Here is a 20,440-nt window from a genome sequence, read left to right as displayed (position 1 = left end):
GCTCAGGCGCCTGCCTCCGCCGCCGCCTTCTCGGCATCACGGACACGCAGCTTGCCCGACATCAGCTGCGGCAACATCGCGTCGCGCGTCGCGGCAAGGGTGCGGTTCTCGCGTGCTTGCGCAGCAACCGCGGCGAAGAGCGCATCGACGCGTTCGCCGAACTGATCCAGCCAAGCGAAGTCGGGCGTCGGCAACTCGAACGCCGCGAGGTCGGAAGCAGCCACTCGCTGACGTCCGGAGGTGCCGATCATGTGCTGAATCGCGAACTCTCGGAATCGTGCTTCCGTAGCCAGGAGAAATGAAACGGGCGCTGCGATGCCATGGCGCGCGCGCATGACAATGAACTCAGTTGAGCCAATACCGACTTCATCGTCCTCCAAATGATCGACGAAGCCAGTCTTTCGGTTCTCGAGACACGGAGTGATTCGAGCGAGAAGTGTGTCGCCGTTCCGGAAGCGTGCCCCGCCTCGCGGCTCGCGATGGTCGTACCCGTCGATAGACCAACCTGACTCGGGAAGCCGCTTCATGTCAACGTAGACCGCGGACTCACTGCGCGGCACACTGACCTTTGGATTGAAGTCAACGAACTCAGCTAGCGTGGATGATCTGTCCTCCCTGCGTAACCAGGCCACGTCGACCTCGGCTCGAAGAAGCCGTTCTGCATTGGCGGCAAGGGCGGTGTTGGCGGCGATCTTGTCATCAAGGGCGCCCAGCACCTCGGCGATCGCCTGCTGTTCGGCGAGGGGCGGCAAGTCGAGCATCACGGATTCAAGCGCGCCTTTGGTGAGCTTTGGCTGGGTCGAGCCCGTCAAGTACCTCGATAGGTCCAACTGCCCGACTGCGTACGCCAAGTACCGGGTGTCGCTGAAAGAGTTGCCCTGGAGAACGTGAGCGTGGTTGTTCACCCAGAACTGGCCGTCGGCCAGAAATGCAACCGGCGTGGTCCTCGAGCGAAGGTTCTCGCCGTCCTCTGCGATAAGAAGGTGAAGCCCCTCGAACAGGTAAGAGTCGACGTAATCCACGATCCCCGACGCTCCGTAATACGGGTACGGGCCGGAGCTCCTTTCAGTGCTCTTAACGGGACGCCGCCGCGAGTTCTGGCTGACCGTGACGTCGCCGAGCCGGCACAGCCTCCGCTCAGCCGACGACATCGACGCGCTCCAACTGCTCGCGCACAGCCTCAGCCAATCGTGCCGATTCGGCGAACTGCGCCTCGAGCTCTGCCCGCAACCGTGCGAGCTTCTCCTTGATCGGCTCGCCGTCGTCCTCGGCCTCGGCCGCTCCGACATAGCGCCCGGGCGTCAGTGCGTAGTCCGCCGCCTTGATCTCGGCGAGCGTCGCGGAGTAGCAGAAGCCGGGGATGTTCTCGTAGGCGGTCGGGCGTTTCGACTCGGTCATTTCGCTTTCTCGCTCAACGACCGGGGTGCGGCCGAGCCAGTCGTGGTAGGTGTCGGCGATGCGGGCGATGTCCTCATCCGAGAGCGCGCGCTCGGCACGGTCAACCATGTGGCCGAGCCCTCGAGCGTCGATGAACAGCACCTCGCCGGCACGCTTCCCCTTGTCCTTCGCGAAGAACCACACGCACACCGGAATGCCGGTGGAGCGGAACAGCTGCGTCGGTAGTGCGACCATGCAGGAGACCAGGTCGGCTTCGACGATCTCGGCGCGGATCTGGCCCTCACCGCCGGAGTTCGACGACATCGACCCGTTTGCCATGACGACGCCGGCCTGACCGCCGGGGGCGAGCTTGGAGAGGACGTGCTGGATCCAGGCATAGTTCGCGTTGCCTCCGGGGGGAACGCCGAATCGCCAGCGCGGGTCGGACTCGTTGCGGGCCCAGTCCTTGATGTTGAAGGGTGGGTTCGCCATGACGAAGTCGGCCTGCAAGTCGGGATGCAGGTCGCGGGCGAACGTGTCACCCCAACGGGAGCCGAGGTTGCCGGTGAGCCCGTGGATGGCGAGGTTCATTTTCGCCATCCGCCAGGTGCGTTCGTTCAGCTCCTGCCCGTAGACCGAGATGTCGGATCCTTCGCCGTGGTGGGCGTCGATGAACTTCTCGGCCTGCACGAACATGCCACCAGACCCGCAGGCGGGGTCGTACACGCGCCCGTGCGTGGGCTGAAGCACCTCGACGAGCACCCGCACGACACCGGCGGGCGTGTAGAACTCTCCGCCCCGCTTGCCCTCGGCGGCGGCGAACTTCTCAAGGAAGTACTCATACACCTCGCCCAGCAGGTCGCGGGCGCGACGCCCGTCAACCCCGCCCTGGCCCTGCGTCGTGAACCGCGCGGAGTTGAACAGGTCGATCAGTTCACCGAGCCGGCGCTGATCGACGTTGTCGCGGTTGAAGATGCGCGGGAACGTGCCCAACAGCTGCGGGTTCGCCTGCATGACGACATCCATCGCCTCATCGATGAGCGCGCCGATCGACTTCTCGGGCGCGTCCATCGATGGACCGATGCCCTTCGCGTTCTCGGCCAGATAGCCCCATCGCGCGATGGCGGGCACCCAGAACACCCCGCGCCCGGTGTACTCGTCGGTGTCGTCGATCAGCTCCGCGATCTGGTTATCGTCGTACCCGTCGGAGGCGAGTTCGGTGCGGATGCCGGCGCGACGCTCATCGAAGGCATCCGAGACGTACTTCAGGAACACGAGGCCGAGGATGACGTCTTTGTACTGCGAGGCGTCCATCGAGCCGCGCAGCTTGTCGGCGGCCTTCCAGAGCGTGTCCTTCAGCTCCTTCATGGTCGACGGCGCCGGGGCGGCTTTCGGGGTGCGGGGCATGGGTGTTCCTTACTGCGTATCTACCGCATCCGCGGCGTGGTCCAAGTCGATCATGGCGACCGCTGCAGACGTCGCACCAGCGACGATCAGGGCGGCATAGTCGGTGAGTCGCGCTGCCCGGGCTTTAAGGTGTCGGCGAGCGGTCGCGATGTCGGCGAGAGCTCGTCGAAGCGGTGCGATCATACGCGGGGCGACACGACGCAGCATCCATAGCCTCCACGCTCCGGGGTCGGCCGGCGTACCCGTGAAGTCTGCGGCAACGACCTCAGGCACGAGAGAGCCGCTGATCCACCTCACGCAGGTAGCGGGCGCGCACCTCGGGGTCGCCGCCGAGGCCGATGCGGTCGGTGCCGATCACATCGTCCAGCCAGTCCTGCACCGCGGTTGGCAGCAGCCGCGAGAAGCGAAGCACCGGACTCAGAACCCGCGGCACCGTGACAGCGAAGCGCGACGAGCCGATCACGTCGACCACCGCTCGGCTCACCTGTTGCGGGGTCACGGCCGGCGAGACCTTCGGCGGCGTGATGCCCGCGCCCATCGGCGTAGAGACGAGGTTCGGGAGGACGACGTGCACGTCCACGCCCGTGCCGCGCAGTTCTCGCCGCAGGGCGTCGCTGAATCCGATGACCGCGGCCTTCGCGCCGGAGTAGACGGCGAGACCGGCGAGCGGCTTCAGCCCCGTGGCACTGGCGAGGTTCACGATCGTGCCGCGGTGTTGCGCCAGCATCCGCGGCAGCACGGCGGATGTGGTGCGCACGAGCGCCGTGTAGTCGACGTCGATCGTCTTCTGGGCCACATCCGCATCCTGCTCCGCGAACCGCCCCGTCGGCATGATGCCCGCGTTGTTCACCCACACGGAGATCGGACCGACCTCCGTCTCGATGTGGTCCACCACCGTGGAGACGAGGTCGGCGTCGGTGATGTCGAGCCGGAGACCGACGGCGCCCCGGCCCAGCTTCTCCGCCGCGGCCACCGTCTCGGCCTCGTCCAGGTCGCCGATCACGACGGTGTAGCCCGCCGCGCCCAGGTCGCGTGCCACCTGATATCCGATCCCCCGCGCGCCACCCGTGACGACGGCGACACCCCGGTCGGCCGGATGCGCGGCATCCCCACTCTCGGCGCTGCGCTCGACATCCATGCCGAACACGACCGATCCGTCGTGCAGCGCGATGTTCATGATCGGTCGCCGGCCACGCAGGTATCCGAGCGGCCCATCGGCGGCGAAGCGCCACGAGGTCCGCAGACCCGACACCTTCGAGATGACGCGGTTCACCGAGCGCGTGCGCACGCCGTCGAGCACCTGCAGCACGGGCAGCGGAATCTGTCGCATCCCCGGCAGAAGCGGCGATCCGCGGCGCGCCCGCACGCTCATGACGTCCCTCCCGTCGACGCTCATCGTCGTCACGGAACCGGAACGGGAGAAGTCGGCGAGCTCCTTCGGGATCCCCCACAGCTCCCGCCCACCCCGACGCGAAGCGTCGCTGTTCACCCAGATCTGCGGGATCGTCACCGCCGCGCCGCCCGCACCGAGGGTGGGGATCGCGACGAGCAGCTCGTCGTAGGCCAGCACGCCGCCGGGCACGTACCGCACCGACGCGACGCCCACCACGACCCGACGTCCCACCATCAGCGGGCGACGGCCCCGCGGCAGCGCCAACGGGGGCAGCTCGTGCTCCGGCACGAGGAACACGGAGACATCGAGAGAGCCGCCGAGATACCAGGGCCCCTCGGGGTAGGTCCGGGTCTCGTCCGCCGCCATGTCCGCCCGCCTTCCACACGCCGTTCGGGATGCGGTTCCATCCTGCCCGAGCAGCCCCCTCACAGACGCCTCCCGTAGCGTGGGGAGGTATGGCCGACACCCTTGCCGACCGACGTTCACCCCTCCGACCCGCCGTGGATCTCGTCCGCGGCACCCTGATCGGCGCGGTGGAGGTGGTTCCGGGGGTCAGCGGCGGCACGGTCGCCCTCATCGTGGGCGTCTACGCCACGCTCATCGAAGCGGCCAGTCACGTCGTGCGCGGCACGCTCGCGCTGACCGACGTCTTCCGCCGCAACGGTCTGGCGCGCGCCGCCTCCCACTTCCGCGCCGTGCGCTGGGCGGTGGTCGTGCCGGTGCTCCTGGGGATGGTGCTCGCGGTCGTCCTCGGGGCGAAGCTGCTCGCCCCGCTGGTGCAGGACTTCCCCACCGAGACCCGCGCGGTGTTCGGCGGCATGATCGCCGCATCCTTGCTCATCCCGATCCGGATGCTGGGACGCGACTGGACCTGGCGCCTCGCCATTGTCGCCCTCGGCGCGGCGGTCGCCGCCTTCTTCCTGACCGGCCTGCCGTCGGGAACCCTCGAGGATCCGCCGCTCGCCGTCGTCGCCCTCGCCGCATCCGTCGCCGTCTGCGCTCTCGTGCTCCCCGGCCTGTCAGGTGCCTTCCTGCTGCTCGTGTTCGGCCTCTACGAGACGACGCTCGTCGCCCTGAACGAGCGCAACGTGCCCTACATCCTCGCCTTCGCGATCGGCGCGGTCGTCGGCCTCAGCCTGTTCGTCAACATCCTGCGGATGCTGCTCACCCGATTCCACGCAACGATGCTGGCGATCATGACCGGGCTCATGCTCGGCTCCCTCCGGGCTCTCTGGCCCTGGCAGGATGCGGCAGGCAGTACGACCGCGCCGACGGGAGACATCCTGAGCCCGGTCCTGCTGGCCGCCGCCGGCGCCGCCGTCGTGCTGGCGGTCGTGGCGACGCAGCTGACCCTCGACCGACGAGCGCGGCGCTCGGCGTAGACCCCTTTGGTGCGCGGTGTTCTCCCGCGGCATTCGCTCCTCGTCCGATTAGTGCCGACCGATACAGGCCTGCTGCAACCTAGCGTCGCTCTCGAATGAGATCGACACCTCCTGGTACTGGTTGGCCACAGCACGACACCACGTGCAACACCGGTTCTTCTTCTTAGCGTTGTACTCGGCACGGACACGCTGATTGGCTTGTCCACCCGCGCTCAAAACAATCAAATCAGCGGGCGCAGCTGAAATCTCTACCCAAACCTCATTGTGAGCATCGTTCGCAGACGCATGATGCGGTGCGGAACAAGCCAGGAGTTTCGCAGTCACTTCCGCGAAACCCCGCCTACGGGCGCTACAAAGCCACTGCCCATCGGTGTCACTCCAGATCAGAACGCTGGGCGACGGCATAGCTTTTTTGGTCCAAAGAAGGGTGCACAGTGCGCGACGATTCTGAACAGTCAAGTGGGTGAGCGCAAACGCATACGGAATGCCTGCCGGTATCTGAACCGCGAGCGCATGAGGCGCCTCCAGCGCATTCGCGATCGTCACAACGCCAGACTGACCGCTGCTTTCCCAATGACGACCATCGAGTTCCCGGGCGAGATCCACAGAGAAGAAGCGGATTTGCACTTGATGAAGAATCGCTTCATCAAAGATCCTGATGAGCGCCCGTGCACGTTTCTGGACGCGCCTCAACACTTCTGACCAGCCCCTCGCTCCGTAGGGTGGTCTCTCATGGAGGAGAGCGTTGAGCGACTGGGAACTGCGCGGGGCATTGACGTCGACTGAGTTCCACGACTCGAGGTTCCGCTTAGCCGCCGAGAGCTGCGATTCAAGCCCGACGCGAGGCTCCTCGTCAGCGGTGATTACAAGCTGAATCGCCACCTCGCGCTCCACCTCATCGAGCGTCACCCAACTCTCTGCGGCTCCCGCGATGCTGGATGCATCGGTGCTAGCCACTTGTCGAACGAGGATGGCCCATTCAGCCGGAACCCAAAGCTGCCGGAGAGTCCCTCGAGCAGCCTTGATGAGGGCCACCGCACCGCCGATATGGTCATGGTCGTCATGGCTCAGAACAAGAATGCGCGGTTTACGCTCACCGCCATCTCTACCCACCTGCGCGGAGCCGCCAGCGTCGACTGCGACAACTGCATGTTCTGCGTCACCAGCCCAGATGAAACACTCGCCGTGCTTTGAGGTGGGCGTCCCACCCACAACCGCTGTCAGCGTTCTCATACATTTCCCCCATCACCGCAGATTGATGCGGGGGCTCAGCCCGCGGCGGCCTGCTCGGCGAGCAGCAGAGAGCCGTAGAGCCCGGCCTCGCCATCGAGCTCGGTGCGGGCGATGGCGAGGTCCCGTGACGAGCCCCGCGCCCCTGCGGGACCCACGCGCACGGCGGCGGCCTCCTGCAGAGCCTCGATCAACCCGGGCGTCTTGAGCACGCCGCCGCCGAACACGATCAGTTCGATGCCGAGAGTGAAGTACAGCGTGGCGGCGAGCTGGGCGAGGTAGAACGCAGTGATCTCGTTGCTCTTCGCCCGGGAGGCCGCATCCAGCTCCTGGGTGTCGACGCCGTTGCGCGCGCGGACAGCAGGGCCCGACGCGACGCCCTCGAGGCAGTCGCCGTGGAAGCGGCAGATACCCGCGAAGACGTCGTCGGGGTGCCGTGCGACGGGAAGGTGAGCGATCTCGGGCCACCCCGTGCCCACCAGCGCACGGCCGCCCGCGATGAGCCCGGCACCCACACCGGTGCCGACGGTGACGTAGGCGACGTCGCTCGCGCCCTGCGCGGCGCCCCACTGCAGCTCGCCGAGGGCGGCCCCTGTGACGTCGGTCGTGATGCGGGCGGGGGCACCCGAGGCTGCCGCGCGGATGCGGCCCAGCACGTCGACGCCGTCCCACCCCGCCTTCGGTGTGGAGGTGATGGATCCGTAGGTCGGCGAGGCGGGGTCGAGGTCGAGCGGACCGAAGGCCGCAATCCCGACCCCGGCGATCTCGTCGTCGAGCGACCGGATGAAGGCGCCGACTGCGGAGAGCGTGGCGTCGGGCGCACCGGTCGCCACGGAGCTCCGGCTCAGGATGCGGCGAGGGTCGCCCTCCGGCGCCGCGGCGCAGACGATCTTGGTGCCGCCGGTCTCGATGCCGACGAGCACACGACTCACGTCGCGTCCTCGTCGCGGGGCACGATGCCGCCGAACACCGAATTGTTGCGCATGGCGCGACTCTCGTCATCGTCGCCGAGGAGCGCCTGCCGCAGGCCGTCGACGTCGTGCGTGCGCAGGAGCGCATTCCAGCGTTCGACGGCCGCGCGTGCTCCGCCCTCCGTGGTCTCGCGCTTGCGCGGCACGTTCTGCAGCGCCCGGGTGATCACGTAGAGCGGCTCGGTTTCGAGCAGCTCTACGATCCGCCGGTGCTGCGCCAGCTTCTTCTGGTCGTTTCGCGACATTCGTGCCTCCGCGTCCATCCTGCCGCGGGTGAGGTGCCCGCGGTGAACCCGCGTCAGTTGACCGAGCCGCCGACGGGCGCGGCGAACTCGTCGAGCGCGGCGACGACCTCGGGCGAGAGCTCCGCCTTGCTCGCGGCGATCGCGTCATCGATCTGGCCCGGGCGCGAGGCACCGATGATCGCGGTGGTCACGACCTCGTCGCGCAGCACCCACGCGATCGCGAGCTGCGGGATCGACAGACCCGCATCCCGTGCGACGCCGTCGATGCCACGGATGCGGCGCAGGTACTCGTCGGTGAGCGCGCTGCTGTTGAGGAAGTGACTGTCGGCGGCGCGCGAGTCGGCCGGGACCGTGCCGTCGAGATACTTGGCGGTCAGCAGACCCTGCGCCAGCGGCGAGAACACGGCGCTGCCGACCTGCAGCTCCCGCAGCGCGGGGAAGAGCTTCGCCTCGGGGGTGCGGTCGAAGAGCGAGTAGCGGGGCTGGTGCACGAGCAGGCGCACACCTTCCGCGGCCAACAGGGCGTGGGCGCGACGCGTGAGCTCGGCCGGGTAGTTGGAGATGCCGACGTACAGCGCCTTGCCGCTGCGCACGATGTCGACGAGCGCCTGCATCGTCTCTTCGAGGGGCGTCTCGGGGTCGACGCGGTGGGAGTAGAACACGTCGACGTAGTCGGTGCGCATCCGCGTGAGACTCTGCTCGAGCGAACGCATCAGGTACTTGCGTGATCCGCCGTCACCGTACGGCCCCGGCCACATGTCGTATCCGGCCTTCGTCGTCAGGAACAGCTCGTCGCGGTAGCGGCGCAGGTCGCTCTCGAGCACGGTGCCGAACGTCGTCTCGGCCGCGCCGTAGGGCGGGCCGTAGTTGTTCGCGAGGTCGATGTGCACGACGCCGCGGTCGACCGCGTGGAGGAGGATCTCACGCTGCGCCTCGATCGACCGACCTCGGCCGAAGTTCTGCCACAGCCCGAGCGAGACACGGGGCAGACGCACGCCGCTGGCGCCGGCTCGCGCGAACGGCACATCGTCGTAGCGGGTCGCCTTCGCGATGTACGGCGAGAGCAGGCGGGGGTCATCGGCGGCGATGGGCATGACGATCCTTCGGGAGGGAAAGGGGTGCAGTTCGCAAGCCTGCCACACCCGGACGACACCCGGCCCCGGCATGCAGCGGACTGCGGGCCGGGGCCGGGTGTCAGGGGGTCACTCCTGGATGAAAGCCAGGATGTCGGGGTTGATCACGTCGGCGTGCGTGGTCAGCATGCCGTGCGGGTAGCCCTCGTAGATCTTCAGTGTCGAGTTCTGCAGCAGCTCGTGCTGCTTGAGCGCCGCATCCTTGTACGGGACGACCTGGTCGTCGTCGCCCTGGATGACGAACACCGGAACCGTGATGGCCTTCAGGTCCTCCGTCTGGTCGGTCTCGGAGAACGCCTTGATGCCCAGGTAGTGGGCGAGCGCACTGCCGGTCATGCCCTGACGCCACCAGTTGTCGATGACGGGCTGCGACGGGGTGACGCCCTCGCGGTTGAAGCCGTAGAAAGGCCCGGATGCGACGGCCTCGAAGAACTCCGCACGATTGGCGGCGAGCGCCTCACGGAAGCCGTCGAACACCGAGATCGGCGTGCCCTCGGGGTTCGCTTCGGTCTGCACCATGAGCGGCGGCACGGACGACACGAGCACCGCCTTGGCGACGCGACCCTGGGGCTCGCCGTACTTCGCGACGTAGCGGGCCACCTGACCGCCGCCCGTCGAGTGTCCGATGTGGACCGCGTTGTGCAGGTCGAGGTGCTCGACGACCGCGTTCACGTCGCTCGCGTAGTGGTCCATGTCGTGGCCGGTGCCGATCTGCGAGGAACGGCCGTGGCCGCGGCGGTCGGTCGCGATGACGCGAAAGCCCTTGCTGAGGAAGAACAGCATCTGGGCGTCCCAGTCGTCGGACGAGAGCGGCCAGCCGTGGTGGAACACGATGGGCTGGGCATCGGTGCTGCCCCAGTCCTTGAAGTAGATCTCTGCGCCGTCTTCGGTGGTCACGTAAGCCATGGCAAGCCTCCAGGGTGTCTTGTTTCGCCGTCGTTGAGGGGAGCGCTCTCGAGCCGCAGGGGCCGAGGGTGCGTTCACGATAGCTCCGCGCCTCACGCCCGGTGCTTCGACATCTGTCCAGACAATTCCCACGGGTCCGACCCGCTCTGCGCACCTCCGCGGTGTGTCAGCGGTAGGTCTCGAGGCGGCGCAGAGGCGGCTGCGCCGCCTCGTAGGTGACCGCATCCGCACCGACCGCGCAGGCGGCGGTGAGAGCCGCGACGTCGTCCCACCCGGCGTGCAGCGCGAGGGTCAGCGCGGCGCAGAACGCATCGCCAGCTCCGACGGAGTTGATCGCGGCGACCTGGGGGGCGCTGACCCGTGCGACCTCGCGGCCACCCTCCCGCAGCGCTGCACCGTCGGAGCCGTAGGTGACCGCCACGCGGCGGGCGGCGGCGAGTGCCGGCAGCAGCTCGTACTCGGTCTCGTTCACGATCACGAGGTCCGCGCGCTCGAGCACCGCCTGCGGCACCTCGCGCGCGGGCGCCGCATTCAGCGCGAGGAAGCCGGGTACCTCGGCCAGTGCCGAGATCGCGGAAACCGGGATCTCCTGCTGCGCGAGTACCGCTTCGTCCGCCTGGAACGCCACGCCGTCGAGTCGCACGGTGTCGTTCGCGCCGGGACACACGACGATCTGATTCTCACCGGCCCCGTCCACGATGATCAGCGCGGTTCCGGTCGGATCGTCGCCGAGCCAGACATCGCTCGTGTCCACGCCCGCCTCCCGCAGGTTCTGCAGCATCGCGTGACCGTCGGTGTCGTCACCGACGGCACCGACCATGCGCACGCGAGCCCCCAGACGCGCCGCGGCCACCGCCTGGTTGGCGCCCTTGCCGCCGGGGTCGCGCCGCAACCGTCCGCCGAGAACCGTCTCTCCGGCGCCGGGCAGCCGATCGGTGGTGGCCGTCAGATCGACGTTGATGCTTCCGACGACGCAGAGGGGACCGAGCATCCCCCCATTCCACCACGCACCGAAGCCCCGGATGCGGCGCCTCGGCGCTGGAGGAGATATAACCGAACAGGCGGACGAGGGGGTCGCGCCGCGACCACCGAGGAGAACGATGACCGAGCCCACCCCCGTCTACCTGGACTGCGACACCGGCGTCGACGACGCCGTCGCGCTGGCGTACCTGCTGGCCTCCCCGACGATCGACCTCGTCGGGGTCGGCACCGTCAGCGGCAACATCTCCGCCGCCGAGGCCACGCGCAACACGCTCGATCTGCTCGCCCTCGCCGGCCGCGACGACATCCCCGTGGCACAGGGCGCACACGATCATCTCGACCACCCCTACGGGGGCGGCGCTCAGTGGGTGCACGGCGAGAACGGCATCGGCGGCGTCGAGCTGCCGCCGAGCCCCCGTGCAGCCGATTCCCGCACCGCCGTCGAGCTGCTCATCGACCTGTCCCACACGTACGCCGGGCGCCTGCACGTGCTGACGATCGGGCCGATGACGAACCTCGCGCACGCCCTGGAGGCGGATCCCACTCTGCCCGAGCGCGTCGCCGCGGTGACGGCCATGGGCGGCGCGGCCCTCGCGCCCGGCAACATCACGGCAGCCGCCGAGGCGAACGTCTACAACGACCCGCAGGCGGCGGCAGCCCTTCTGGCCGCCGACTGGGACGTGACGCTCGTGCCCCTGGACGCGACCATGGAACACACCATGAGCGAGCAGCAGCGGGAGAGGCTCGTCGCCGACGAACGCCCGTTCGTCTCGGCCATCGGACAGATCCTCGATCACTACTTCGACTTCTATCGCGACACCTACGGGCACCGCACGTGCGCGCTGCACGACCCGCTCGCCGCCGCGATCGTGGGCGGCATCAGCCCCTCTCGCGCACCCCGCGTGCCGGTGACGGTCGACGTCACCGACGGACCGGGGCGCGGTCAGACGATCGCCGACCTGCGCGGCCAGCGTGTGGCGATGCGCGATCACGATGGCGTGCGCACGCGCATCGTGCTCGATGTCGACGCCGGTGTGGCCGATCATCTGATCGACACGATCCTCGCGGGCTGAGCCTCAGGCCACCGGTTCGTCCGGGCGCCGGGCACGCGGGGCCATCAGCACTGCGCCGATGCTGGCGGCGATCACCAGGGCGATGCCCGCGATCTCGAGCACGCTCAGGTGCTGCCCGAGCAGGACGAAGCCGGCGATCGACGCCGTCGCCGGTCCGAGGCTCATGAGGATCGCGAACGTGGATGCGGCCAGTCGCCGCAGCGCCGACAGCTCGAGCGCGTAGGGGATCGTCGAGGACAGCACGGCCACCCCGGCTCCGAGCGCCAGCAGGTCGGGGCGCAGCAGCGCGCCACCCGCATCCACGATGCCGAAAGGCAGGGAGAGCAGGGCGCCCACGGCCATGGCCAGGGCGAGGCCGTCGAGACGCACGAACTCGCGCCCGACGCGCGCCGAGGCGAGGATGTACAGCGCCCAGCTCGCGGCGGCTCCCAGGGCGAAGACCACACCCAGCGGATCGAGGCGGTCCCATCCGCCCCCGCCGAGTGCGGCGACGCCCAGGAACGCGAGGCCCGCCCAGAGCCACGCGGAGGCCCGACGCGCCGCGATGATCGACAGCGTCAGCGGGCCGAGCACCTCGATCGTCACGGTGACGCCGAGCGGCAGGCGCTCGAGAGCGAGGTAGAACAGCCCGTTCATCAGGGCCAGCACCAGCCCGAACCGGACGACCGCGAGCCAGGCCGCCCGCGAGTGCCCCCGCAGGCTCGGCCGCGCGATGAGCAGCAGCACGATCGCCGCGAAGACGAGCCGCAGCATGACCATGCCGAGGGGCCCGACCTCGTCGAACAGCAGAACGGCCAGCGAGGCGCCGACCTCCTGGCAGGCGAGGCCGACCAGAACCAGCGCGACGGCGGAGGTGGATCCGGAGCGACCGGTCACGAAGCGGGCAGCGGGCACACGGCCGCAGCGGCGATCGCGTCGTGGTACTGCTGCGCGGTCCAGGGCAGACCCGCGTCCGGGGCGCTCTGGCCGCTGGCCGCGGGCGCCTTGGACGCGATGGAGGCGAGCTCCCACGCGAGGTACGCGCCCACCATGTCGGTGGCGGCCGAGTTGTTCAGCACGACCGAGACGGTCATTCCCGTGGTCGGGTCGGCGAAGGATGCGGTGATGTATCCCGGCACCGACCCGAACTGGCCGATGAGCGAGCCGGCCTGGAAGGCGCCGCCCGTGGCGGTGAGCCACGACGGCTGGTCGGGCGAGACGAGCATCGGCGACGCGAAACGCTCCTTGCCGCCGAACGATCCGGCGGCGAGCGCCTGCGTGTACCGGCCGACATCGGCGATCGTGGAGACGACTCCCGCGTTCGTGAAGCCGAAGCTGGACGACATCGTTGTCATGTCGCGCGGCTCGGCGCAGTTCATGGCGCCGTCAGGGCCCGGCTGCGACAGCAGACCCGTCAGCGAAGGCTGTCCGGGCTTGGCGGCGGTGCGCCCGGGCAGGCTCGTGTGAGTCAGCCCCAGCGGCGCGAACACGTGCTCGTCGAGCAGGACTGAGGCGCTCTGAGAGCCGGCGTTCTCGAGCGCGAGTCCGAGCAGCACGTACCCCGTATCGGAGTCCCGCCACGCGGCGCCTGCGGTGGCCGGGTCGAACCCGGTGATCCCGTAGGCGGCGAGCTCCGCGGCGTTCCACTCACGGGCGGGCAGCCCGATCGCGTCGTCCTGCAGCACGGCGCCGTACGAGCCCAGACCGCTCGTTCCGTCGCACAGCATCCCGAGGGTCACGCCGCTGAGACCGGCGACACTGGGGACGTACGTGCGCACCTCGTCGTCGAGCGAGACCTTGCCCGCATCCACCATCTCGTAGAGCACGTCGCAGATCATCGGGCGGGTGAGATCGCCCACCCGGAACACGTCGTCGACCGAGGCATCGCCGACACCGGCCACCCACGATCCACTCCACGGCGCCCAGACGCCGACGATCGCGCCGGTCGAACCGGTCGCGGCCATCGCGAAGTCCACCGCCGACTCGAGCTGCGCCTGCGTGTCGGCGGGGAAGGCGCCCTCCACCTGCGGGGGCATGTCGATATCGACACTCTTGGCCTGCGTGCATCCCGCGAGCGCGAGAACGATGGCGGCTGCGCCGGCGATCGCGGCGGCAGCGCGTTTGAAGCCGGAACTGATCGGCATTTCACCCCCGCGGTCGTGCTCCAGCATTCAAACACACCCACATCACAAGACCATCACGACTCCTAGGCTGTGCTTCATGACGCACGTTTTCGACGACGAGACACTGGCCGGGGTCCTGGGGCACATGAACTCCGACCACTCCGACGACAACATGCTCTTCGCACGCGCTTTCGGCCCGCATCCGGCGCCGGTCGGCGCCCGCATGGTCGGATTCGACGGCGACGGCGGGGACTGGGTGATCACGGCTGCCGGAGGCGCGAGCGTCGACATGCGGCTGACCTGGCCCGGGGGGCCGATCACCCAACGGGCCGAGGTGCGGCGCGAGATCGTTGCGCTGTACGACGCGGCGTGCGCCGAGCTCGGCATCGAACCGCGCCCGCACTGACCACATCCGGCATCCTCGGCGAATTGACGATTTAGGTTCTGCTTACCTGAAGGTATAGTGGGCCGCATGAGCGAGCCGATCCCGTTCTCCGCAGCCCTCCGCGAGCGTTCCAGCGGTGCCCACTCGGGCAGCGAGGGTGCCGGATTCATGTCCGACCTGATCAAGGGCGAGGGCACGCGCGACGACTACATCGCGCTCGTCGCGCAGCACTGGTTCATCTACGAGGCGCTGGAGTCGGCGGCCGAGCGGATGCGGCGCGACCCGGTGGCGGCGGTGTTCATCAGCGAGCGCCTCACCCGCCTTCCCGCTCTCGCCGCCGATCTCGAGTTCCTCGTCGGTCCCGACTGGCGGGAGCGCATCGAACCGCTGCCGACAACGCGCCGCTACGTCGACCGCATCAACCAGGTCGGCGCGACGTGGCCGGGCGGGTTCGTCGCCCACCACTACACCCGCTACCTCGGCGACCTGTCGGGCGGGCTGTTCATCGGCAAGCTCATGCAGCGCAGGTTCGGCTTCGACACCAACGGCATCGGGTTCTACATCTTCGCGGACATCGCCGACCCGAAGGAGTTCAAGGAGCACTACCGCGTTCAGCTCGACGCCGCCCCCTGGGACGAGGCCGAGAAGGAGCGCGTGATCGACGAGGTGCTGCTGGCCTACCGGTTCAACACGGAGCTGTTCGAGGACCTCGCCCGCGCGAAGGCCGAAGCCGCCGCCTGACCCGCGGGCGTCCGCCCTCGCGGGTGACCGGGACCGGAGGGATGCGGTCAGGCGCGGGCGCGGGACATGAACCGCTGCACGTCGGGGTCCACGCGGATGTCGGAGGGCCGGAGCGGCCGCGACAGGTACAGGCCGTCGAGCGAGGTGAGCCGGGACAGCGCGACATAGGTCTGGCCGGGCGCGAAGGCGCCCGCGCCGAGATCGACGATGGCGCGATCGTACGTCTTGCCCTGCGACTTGTGGATCGTGACCGCCCACGCCAGCCGCAGCGGGAACTGCGTGAACTCGGCCACGACCTCCCGGCTGAGCGAACGGGATGCGGCGTCGTACGCGTAACGGAAACGCTCCCAGACCGCGGGCTCGACGTCGTAGTCGCGGCCGTCGATCTCGACCCGGACGATGCTCCCGGCGATCTTGACCACCGTGCCGATCGTGCCGTTCACCCAGCGCGGTCCGTCGCCGTAGGACTGGGTGTCGTTGCGCAGGAACATGACCTGCGCACCGACCTTCAGCTGCAGCTCCTGCTCGGCGGGGAAGGCGGCCTCTCCACGCCCGAAGTCTCCGCTGACCTCTGCGCGCGCGGTCTGCACGCGCCCGGCGAGGGCGTCGAGGTGACGCCGGTTTATCGCGTTGACGCGGTCGTTGCGGGTCGCGAGCGTGATGATGGGCTCGTCCGCCGAGAACTCCGGGGGCGTGCGGGCGCCCGTGTCGTTGAGGATCTTCGCCATGTCCGCGGTCACCTGGCCATAGCGCACCGCGTTCAACAGGGCCTTGAACCCCGGATCCGACTGCCGGTGGATCTCGCGCAGCTCGGCGACGTGGAGGTCGGCGCCGTACCGCCCCATGTCCATGAGTCCGTCGCCGCTCGACTCCCCCGCCCACACATGCGCGTCGAAGAACCAGAACGAGTGGTAGTGGTCGCGCACGTAGCGCAGCTCGTCGCCCCGCGGCGGCACGGGCGCCAGCTGGTACGGATCCCCGAACATGACCATCTGCACGCCGCCGAAGGCTTCCGCCCGGCGGCCACGCGCCTGGCGTAGCGCCCGGTCGATGGCGTCCATGAGGTCCGCGTTGACCATCGAGATCTCGTCGATCACGAGCGTGTCGATCGCGTTGAGGAGCTTGCGGGTCGCATCCGACTGGTCGAGTTCGCTGTTCGCGATGAGGCCGATGGGCAGCCGGAACAACGAGTGGATGGTCTGTCCCTCGACGTTGAGGGCGGCGACGCCGGTCGGAGCGCACACGGCGATCTGCTTCGACGTGTTCCAGGCCAGGTGCTGCAGCAGCGTCGATTTGCCGGTGCCGGCGCGACCGGTGACGAACACGTGCTCCCGGGTGTCCTCGATGAGCCGGAACAGCGCCTGCTGTTCGGCGGACAGGGCGGGGGTGCTCACCGATCCATGCTAGGCGCCGCGCGGCCACGTGACGCCCCGCGGCGACTCCCCGCGCTTTCGCGGGGACCCTTTCCTAGACTTGCCCCGTGAGCCGCTTGAGACGATCCCGGCGCCGTGGCGCGCGCCTGGCGTTCGATCTCACGACCCTCGGCCTCATCGGCGCCCTCCTGATCGCCGCACTGGGCGCCGGAACGGCGGCCCTGTACCAGGAGTTCTACAGTCCCTCCGCGTTCGTGCAGCGCTACCTCAGCATGCTCGAATCCGGCCGCGCCGCCGACGCTCTGGCCCTGCCCGGCGTCTCGCTCGATTCGTCCGAGCTGACGGATGCGGGACTACCCGCATCCGCATCCGATGCACTCCTACGAAGCGCCGCGCTCAACTCGCTCACCGATGCCCACGTGGTGTCCGAGCAGACCGACGGCGCCGACACCGTCGTGACGGCCAGCTACGTCGCAGGCGGCCACGACGGGACCACCTCGTTCCGGGTCCGCAGCAACGGGACGCTCGGCTTCATCCCGACGTGGCGGTTCAGCCAGAGCCCTCTCGCGGTCATGAACCTCATGGTCCTCGGCTCGTCCACCTTCGACGTCAACGGATTCCGCGTGGACCGCCGCCAGGTCTCCCCCGACGGCGTCGACGCCGATCCTGTCGCGCCCGTGTCGCTGCTGGTGTTCTCACCGAACCTCTACTCGGTCACCGTCGACAGTGCCCTCTCGACCTCCGAAGGGCTCGCCGTTCTCGCGGACGCACCCATGGTCAATGTGCCCGTCACCGTGCAGACCAAGCCGACGGACGAGTTCGTGAAGGTCGTGCAGCAGCGGGTCGAGGAGTTCCTCACCGCGTGCACCACGCAGCAGGTGCTGCAGCCGACGGGCTGCCCGTTCGGCTTCGTCGTACGCAACCGCGTCGAGAAGCTCCCGACCTGGTCGATCACCGAGCAGCCCACCGTCGAGGTGCTTCCCAACGGTGCCGGATGGGTCATCCCCGACGCGGATGCGGTCGCGCACATCGATCTCGAGGTGCGCTCCCTGGCCGACGGTTCGCTGCGCGAGGTGTCCGAGGACGTTCCGTTCGTGGTGAACGGCACGATCGACATCCTCCCCGACGGAACCGCGTCGATCCGCATCGGCGGCTACGACCCGGGGCTCTGAGTCAGCCCTGGCCGCGACGCGCGTCGCGGGCGGCGATGGCCGCCAGGCGTGCGTTGTACTCCTCGAGCTCCGCGTCGCCGGTGCGATCGGCCTGGCGGTCGTTGGATCGTTGCAGGCGCTCGTCGCTGCGGCTCCACTGGATCGCCACGGTGATGCCGAGGATGAGGGAGGGGATCTCTCCGACGCCCCAGGCGACGCCGCCGCCGACGTACTGGTCCTCGAGCGGTGTCGCGCCCCACGTGCGACCCATCGCGCCGAACCACTCGGCGGCGAACAGGCCTGTCTGCATCATGATCGCCACGCCGAAGAAGGCGTGCATCGCGATCACGACCACGAGGGTCAGCAGCCGGAAGGGGTAGGGGAAGCGCAGCGGCACCGGGTCGATCCCGATGAGGGACAGCACGAACAGGTAGCCCGTGATCAGGAAGTGCGTCACCATCCAGATGTGTCCGAGGTGGTCGTAGAGCGACCAGCGGAACAGGTCCGTGTAGTAGAAGATCCACAGCGACGCCACGAAGTTGAGGGCGGCGAAGATCGGATGCGTGACGACCTTCGCGAAGGGCGTGTGCACCGCCCACAGGATCCACTCGCGGCCGCCGCGCGTGCCGTCGTCGCGCTTGCGGATGGCGCGCAGTGCCAGCGTGACCGGCGAGCCGGGCACGAGCAGCAGCGGGATCGCCATCGTGAGCAGCATGTGGCCGACCATGTGCACGCTGAACAGATACTCCTGGTACGCGTTCACCGCACCCGAGGTGACCCACAGCAGCAGCAGCATGCCGGCGACCCACATGATCGTGCGATAGATCGGCCAGCGGTCGCCACGGCGGTGCAGGCGCCACACGCCGGCGAGGTACAGGAAGATCCCGAAGGCGACGACGAACAGCCACAGCAGGTCGAAGTTCCACGCCGTGATCCACCGCAGCGGCGTGAGCTCCGGCGGCACGGGCGCGTCGGTGAGGAACTCTGCGGGCGTCTGCGCCACCGGCGGCTGCTGATCGGTGGGCGGGGGTGTGCGCGCGAGGGCGGCGGCGGCTCCGCTGGCGATGCCCATGAGCGCCAGCTCCACACCGATGAGCGTCCAGAACCGCCGGGCGCTCGCGTTCTCGTTCATCCGCGAGATGAGCCGCAGCCGGTACCACGCGCCGAGCAGGCCGAGTCCGATGAGGGCCACGACCTTGACGGCCAGGATGCCGCCGTAGGGGCTCAGCAGGGCGGGCAGCGTCTCCACGCTGACCCAGGCGCGGACGGATCCGGAGACCGCGACGACGATGAAGGCGACGAGGGCGATGCTGGAGTAGCGCCGCAGCAGGGCGATCTGACCCGAGCGCGCCACGACCGGTCGGATCACGACGAGCAGCAGGAGGCCTCCCAGCCAGACGGCGGCGGCCAGGATGTGCAGCACGAGCGAGGTGACGGCGACGCTGTGGTTCGCCAGGTCTCCGGAGTGGCCCTGCGTGCCCATCGGCACGAGGGAGGCCAGCGCGAGGATGGCCACCAGCAGGGTCGGCGTCCACGCACGCACCGCGAAGGTCAGCACCGTGAGCACAGCGCCGGCGACCGTGGTGATGAGCCATGTGCGGCCGAGCTCGACCTCGACGAGGAAGCGGCCGAGCTGCTGCCCGAAGACCGCATCCGCGCTCGGGGCCGCGTTGAAGACGTTGACGAAGGTGAAGAACCCGGTGACGGCGGCAGCGACCGTGAACACCGCGGCGCCGATGGATGCGGTGTCCAGCGCGACCTCGAAGGCGCGGTCTTCGGGCCGCAGGCCGAACAGCGCCAGCACCAGAGAGCCGACCATGGTCGCCGCCGCGAGGTTCAGCACGAGGGTGGCGATGGGAAGGCCCCAGCGGACGACGGGTCCGGCGTCGGCGATGACGAGCGGCGCCGCGCCCCCGCCGTAGGCCAGGGCGACGATGAGGGCCACGAGGGCGGTGACTGCGAGGATGACCGGGCCCGCGACGCGCAGCGTGGTCGCCGAGCCCCCTCCCGCCCCGCCGGGGCGCGGGCCGGCGGCACGGGCAGAGGCGGTCGTCATCACTGCTCCAGCCTAGGCGCGGTGCGCTGTCAGCTCGCCCAGACGACGAAAAGGGGGGAGCCTCACGGCTCCCCCCTCACAGACGGTCGTCGATTACTTGACGGCGGCCTTGAGCTTCGAACCGGCGGTCACCTTGACGCGCTTGCCGGCGGGGATGGCGATCTCGGCGCCGGTCTGCGGGTTGCGGCCGGTGCGAGCGGAGGTCTCGACCTGCTCGAACGCGATCCAGCCGGGGATGGAGACCTTGGTGCCCTTGGCGACGGCCTCGGAGACCGTGGAGAAGAGGGAGTCGAGCACGCTCGACACGGTGGACTGGCTCTGTCCCGTGGCGCTGGCGATGCTCGCAACGAGCTCGGTCTTGGTGATGGACTTGTCGGCCATGTGGGTTGTCCTCCAGGCGGCGGTACGCCGCTTTCTTGACTTCGGTCCGGGGCTCGGCCCCGGTTGGTCGGATCGACCGAGCACGAATATACCCACGAACCCCGTGATTCCGCGGATTTTGGGCATGAACCGCCCACATCCGACGGCGTGTCT

20 protein-coding genes are annotated in these 20,440 nt (G+C 68.9%); 6 read left to right on the top strand and 14 right to left on the bottom strand.

Annotated features, from left to right (window positions below; all coding sequences use genetic code 11):
* Positions 1 to 2 precede the first annotated feature (2 nt).
* The 3 genes from SK224_RS05300 to SK224_RS05290 form a co-directional block, all read right to left on the bottom strand.
* Positions 3 to 1,151 (bottom strand): restriction endonuclease subunit S, encoded by a 1,149-nt coding sequence (locus SK224_RS05300; RefSeq protein WP_320433713.1) that lies wholly within the window; start codon positions 1,149 to 1,151, stop codon positions 3 to 5.
* A complete protein-coding gene (locus SK224_RS05295; protein WP_320433712.1) occupies positions 1,138 to 2,784 on the bottom strand; it encodes a class I SAM-dependent DNA methyltransferase in 1,647 nt (548 codons plus the stop codon). Before SK224_RS05295 ends, SK224_RS05300 begins: the two co-directional genes overlap by 14 nt.
* 265 nt (positions 2,785 to 3,049) lie before the next feature.
* A complete protein-coding gene (locus SK224_RS05290) occupies positions 3,050 to 4,543 on the bottom strand; it encodes an SDR family NAD(P)-dependent oxidoreductase (RefSeq protein ID WP_320433711.1) in 1,494 nt (497 codons plus the stop codon).
* 89 nt (positions 4,544 to 4,632) lie between these two features.
* On the opposite strand from SK224_RS05290, the gene SK224_RS05285 reads away from it, so the two are divergent.
* Positions 4,633 to 5,559 carry a DUF368 domain-containing protein gene (locus SK224_RS05285; protein WP_320433710.1) on the top strand — a complete coding sequence of 309 codons (927 nt, stop codon included), beginning with the start codon at positions 4,633 to 4,635 and terminating at the stop codon, positions 5,557 to 5,559.
* Positions 5,560 to 5,607: 48 nt separating this feature from the next.
* On the opposite strand, the gene SK224_RS05280 is transcribed toward SK224_RS05285, so the two are convergent.
* Positions 5,608 to 6,468, bottom strand: coding sequence for a hypothetical protein (locus SK224_RS05280; protein ID WP_320433709.1), 861 nt, complete (start codon positions 6,466 to 6,468; stop codon positions 5,608 to 5,610).
* A 153-nt stretch (positions 6,469 to 6,621) separates the two neighbouring features.
* On the opposite strand from SK224_RS05280, the gene SK224_RS05275 reads away from it, so the two are divergent.
* On the top strand, positions 6,622 to 6,753 hold the full coding sequence (locus SK224_RS05275) for a hypothetical protein (protein WP_320433708.1): 132 nt from the start codon (positions 6,622 to 6,624) through the stop codon (positions 6,751 to 6,753).
* Between the two features lie 74 nt (positions 6,754 to 6,827).
* On the opposite strand, the gene SK224_RS05270 is transcribed toward SK224_RS05275, so the two are convergent.
* The 5 genes from SK224_RS05270 to SK224_RS05250 all read right to left on the bottom strand — a co-directional run bounded on the left by SK224_RS05270 (position 6,828) and on the right by SK224_RS05250 (position 11,035).
* Positions 6,828 to 7,721, bottom strand: coding sequence for an ROK family protein (locus tag SK224_RS05270; RefSeq protein WP_320433707.1), 894 nt, complete (start codon positions 7,719 to 7,721; stop codon positions 6,828 to 6,830).
* Complete coding sequence (locus SK224_RS05265; RefSeq protein WP_320433706.1) at positions 7,718 to 8,023, bottom strand: hypothetical protein; 306 nt, start codon at positions 8,021 to 8,023, stop codon at positions 7,718 to 7,720. Before SK224_RS05265 ends, SK224_RS05270 begins: the two co-directional genes overlap by 4 nt.
* Before the next feature lie 35 nt (positions 8,024 to 8,058).
* Positions 8,059 to 9,099: an aldo/keto reductase gene (locus tag SK224_RS05260; RefSeq protein WP_320433705.1), complete on the bottom strand. Its 1,041-nt coding sequence runs from the start codon at positions 9,097 to 9,099 to the stop codon at positions 8,059 to 8,061.
* A gap of 108 nt (positions 9,100 to 9,207) precedes the next feature.
* Complete coding sequence (locus SK224_RS05255) at positions 9,208 to 10,044, bottom strand: alpha/beta hydrolase (protein ID WP_320433704.1); 837 nt, start codon at positions 10,042 to 10,044, stop codon at positions 9,208 to 9,210.
* Positions 10,045 to 10,210: 166 nt separating this feature from the next.
* Positions 10,211 to 11,035, bottom strand: coding sequence for a ribokinase (locus tag SK224_RS05250; protein WP_320433703.1), 825 nt, complete (start codon positions 11,033 to 11,035; stop codon positions 10,211 to 10,213).
* A 109-nt stretch (positions 11,036 to 11,144) separates the two neighbouring features.
* Here SK224_RS05250 and SK224_RS05245 point away from each other — a divergent pair, with 109 nt between their 5' ends.
* Positions 11,145 to 12,098: a nucleoside hydrolase gene (locus SK224_RS05245; protein ID WP_320433702.1), complete on the top strand. Its 954-nt coding sequence runs from the start codon at positions 11,145 to 11,147 to the stop codon at positions 12,096 to 12,098.
* Between the two features lie 3 nt (positions 12,099 to 12,101).
* On the opposite strand, the gene SK224_RS05240 is transcribed toward SK224_RS05245, so the two are convergent.
* The gene (locus tag SK224_RS05240; protein ID WP_320433701.1) at positions 12,102 to 12,974 is read right to left on the bottom strand and encodes an EamA family transporter; all 873 of its coding nucleotides are present in this window, start codon (positions 12,972 to 12,974) and stop codon (positions 12,102 to 12,104) included.
* Positions 12,971 to 14,221, bottom strand: coding sequence for a serine hydrolase domain-containing protein (locus SK224_RS05235; RefSeq protein WP_320433700.1), 1,251 nt, complete (start codon positions 14,219 to 14,221; stop codon positions 12,971 to 12,973). Before SK224_RS05235 ends, SK224_RS05240 begins: the two co-directional genes overlap by 4 nt.
* A 76-nt stretch (positions 14,222 to 14,297) precedes the next feature.
* Here SK224_RS05235 and SK224_RS05230 point away from each other — a divergent pair, with 76 nt between their 5' ends.
* Entirely contained in the window at positions 14,298 to 14,606 is a 309-nt protein-coding gene (locus tag SK224_RS05230; RefSeq protein WP_234074009.1) for a DUF2470 domain-containing protein, read from the top strand.
* A 66-nt stretch (positions 14,607 to 14,672) separates the two neighbouring features.
* Positions 14,673 to 15,326 carry a heme oxygenase (biliverdin-producing) gene (locus SK224_RS05225; protein WP_274286868.1) on the top strand — a complete coding sequence of 218 codons (654 nt, stop codon included), beginning with the start codon at positions 14,673 to 14,675 and terminating at the stop codon, positions 15,324 to 15,326.
* A gap of 47 nt (positions 15,327 to 15,373) precedes the next feature.
* On the opposite strand, the gene SK224_RS05220 is transcribed toward SK224_RS05225, so the two are convergent.
* A complete protein-coding gene (locus SK224_RS05220; protein ID WP_320433699.1) occupies positions 15,374 to 16,720 on the bottom strand; it encodes an ATP-dependent DNA helicase in 1,347 nt (448 codons plus the stop codon).
* 86 nt (positions 16,721 to 16,806) lie between these two features.
* Here SK224_RS05220 and SK224_RS05215 point away from each other — a divergent pair, with 86 nt between their 5' ends.
* Positions 16,807 to 17,871: a hypothetical protein gene (locus SK224_RS05215; protein ID WP_320433698.1), complete on the top strand. Its 1,065-nt coding sequence runs from the start codon at positions 16,807 to 16,809 to the stop codon at positions 17,869 to 17,871.
* Between the two features lies 1 nt (position 17,872).
* On the opposite strand, the gene SK224_RS05210 is transcribed toward SK224_RS05215, so the two are convergent.
* Together SK224_RS05210 and SK224_RS05205 are read right to left on the bottom strand one after the other, a co-directional pair.
* Entirely contained in the window at positions 17,873 to 19,906 is a 2,034-nt protein-coding gene (locus SK224_RS05210; RefSeq protein WP_320433697.1) for a cytochrome c oxidase assembly protein, read from the bottom strand.
* A 93-nt stretch (positions 19,907 to 19,999) separates the two neighbouring features.
* The gene (locus SK224_RS05205; RefSeq protein ID WP_137418589.1) at positions 20,000 to 20,287 is read right to left on the bottom strand and encodes an HU family DNA-binding protein; all 288 of its coding nucleotides are present in this window, start codon (positions 20,285 to 20,287) and stop codon (positions 20,000 to 20,002) included.
* Positions 20,288 to 20,440 lie beyond the last annotated feature (153 nt).

The organism is Microbacterium sp. BG28 (genome assembly GCF_034044005.1).
Lineage (GTDB): Bacteria > Actinomycetota > Actinomycetes > Actinomycetales > Microbacteriaceae > Microbacterium.
The sequence above is the reverse complement of the archived record's forward strand: the minus strand, read 5'-3'. Positions and strand labels throughout refer to the sequence as shown.

Coding starts and splice junctions, on each gene's coding strand:
- SK224_RS05205 (WP_137418589.1), bottom strand. CDS start 20,287: ATGGCCGACAAGTCCATCACCAAGACCGAGCTCGTTGCGAGCATCGCC.
- SK224_RS05250 (WP_320433703.1), bottom strand. CDS start 11,035: ATGCTCGGTCCCCTCTGCGTCGTCGGAAGCATCAACGTCGATCTGACG.
- SK224_RS05255 (WP_320433704.1), bottom strand. CDS start 10,044: ATGGCTTACGTGACCACCGAAGACGGCGCAGAGATCTACTTCAAGGAC.
- SK224_RS05300 (WP_320433713.1), bottom strand. CDS start 1,151: ATGTCGTCGGCTGAGCGGAGGCTGTGCCGGCTCGGCGACGTCACGGTC.
- SK224_RS05285 (WP_320433710.1), top strand. CDS start 4,633: ATGGCCGACACCCTTGCCGACCGACGTTCACCCCTCCGACCCGCCGTG.
- SK224_RS05265 (WP_320433706.1), bottom strand. CDS start 8,023: ATGGACGCGGAGGCACGAATGTCGCGAAACGACCAGAAGAAGCTGGCG.
- SK224_RS05290 (WP_320433711.1), bottom strand. CDS start 4,543: ATGGCGGCGGACGAGACCCGGACCTACCCCGAGGGGCCCTGGTATCTC.
- SK224_RS05235 (WP_320433700.1), bottom strand. CDS start 14,221: ATGCCGATCAGTTCCGGCTTCAAACGCGCTGCCGCCGCGATCGCCGGC.
- SK224_RS05245 (WP_320433702.1), top strand. CDS start 11,145: ATGACCGAGCCCACCCCCGTCTACCTGGACTGCGACACCGGCGTCGAC.
- SK224_RS05230 (WP_234074009.1), top strand. CDS start 14,298: ATGACGCACGTTTTCGACGACGAGACACTGGCCGGGGTCCTGGGGCAC.
- SK224_RS05260 (WP_320433705.1), bottom strand. CDS start 9,099: ATGCCCATCGCCGCCGATGACCCCCGCCTGCTCTCGCCGTACATCGCG.
- SK224_RS05225 (WP_274286868.1), top strand. CDS start 14,673: ATGAGCGAGCCGATCCCGTTCTCCGCAGCCCTCCGCGAGCGTTCCAGC.
- SK224_RS05210 (WP_320433697.1), bottom strand. CDS start 19,906: ATGACGACCGCCTCTGCCCGTGCCGCCGGCCCGCGCCCCGGCGGGGCG.
- SK224_RS05295 (WP_320433712.1), bottom strand. CDS start 2,784: ATGCCCCGCACCCCGAAAGCCGCCCCGGCGCCGTCGACCATGAAGGAG.
- SK224_RS05275 (WP_320433708.1), top strand. CDS start 6,622: ATGGCTCAGAACAAGAATGCGCGGTTTACGCTCACCGCCATCTCTACC.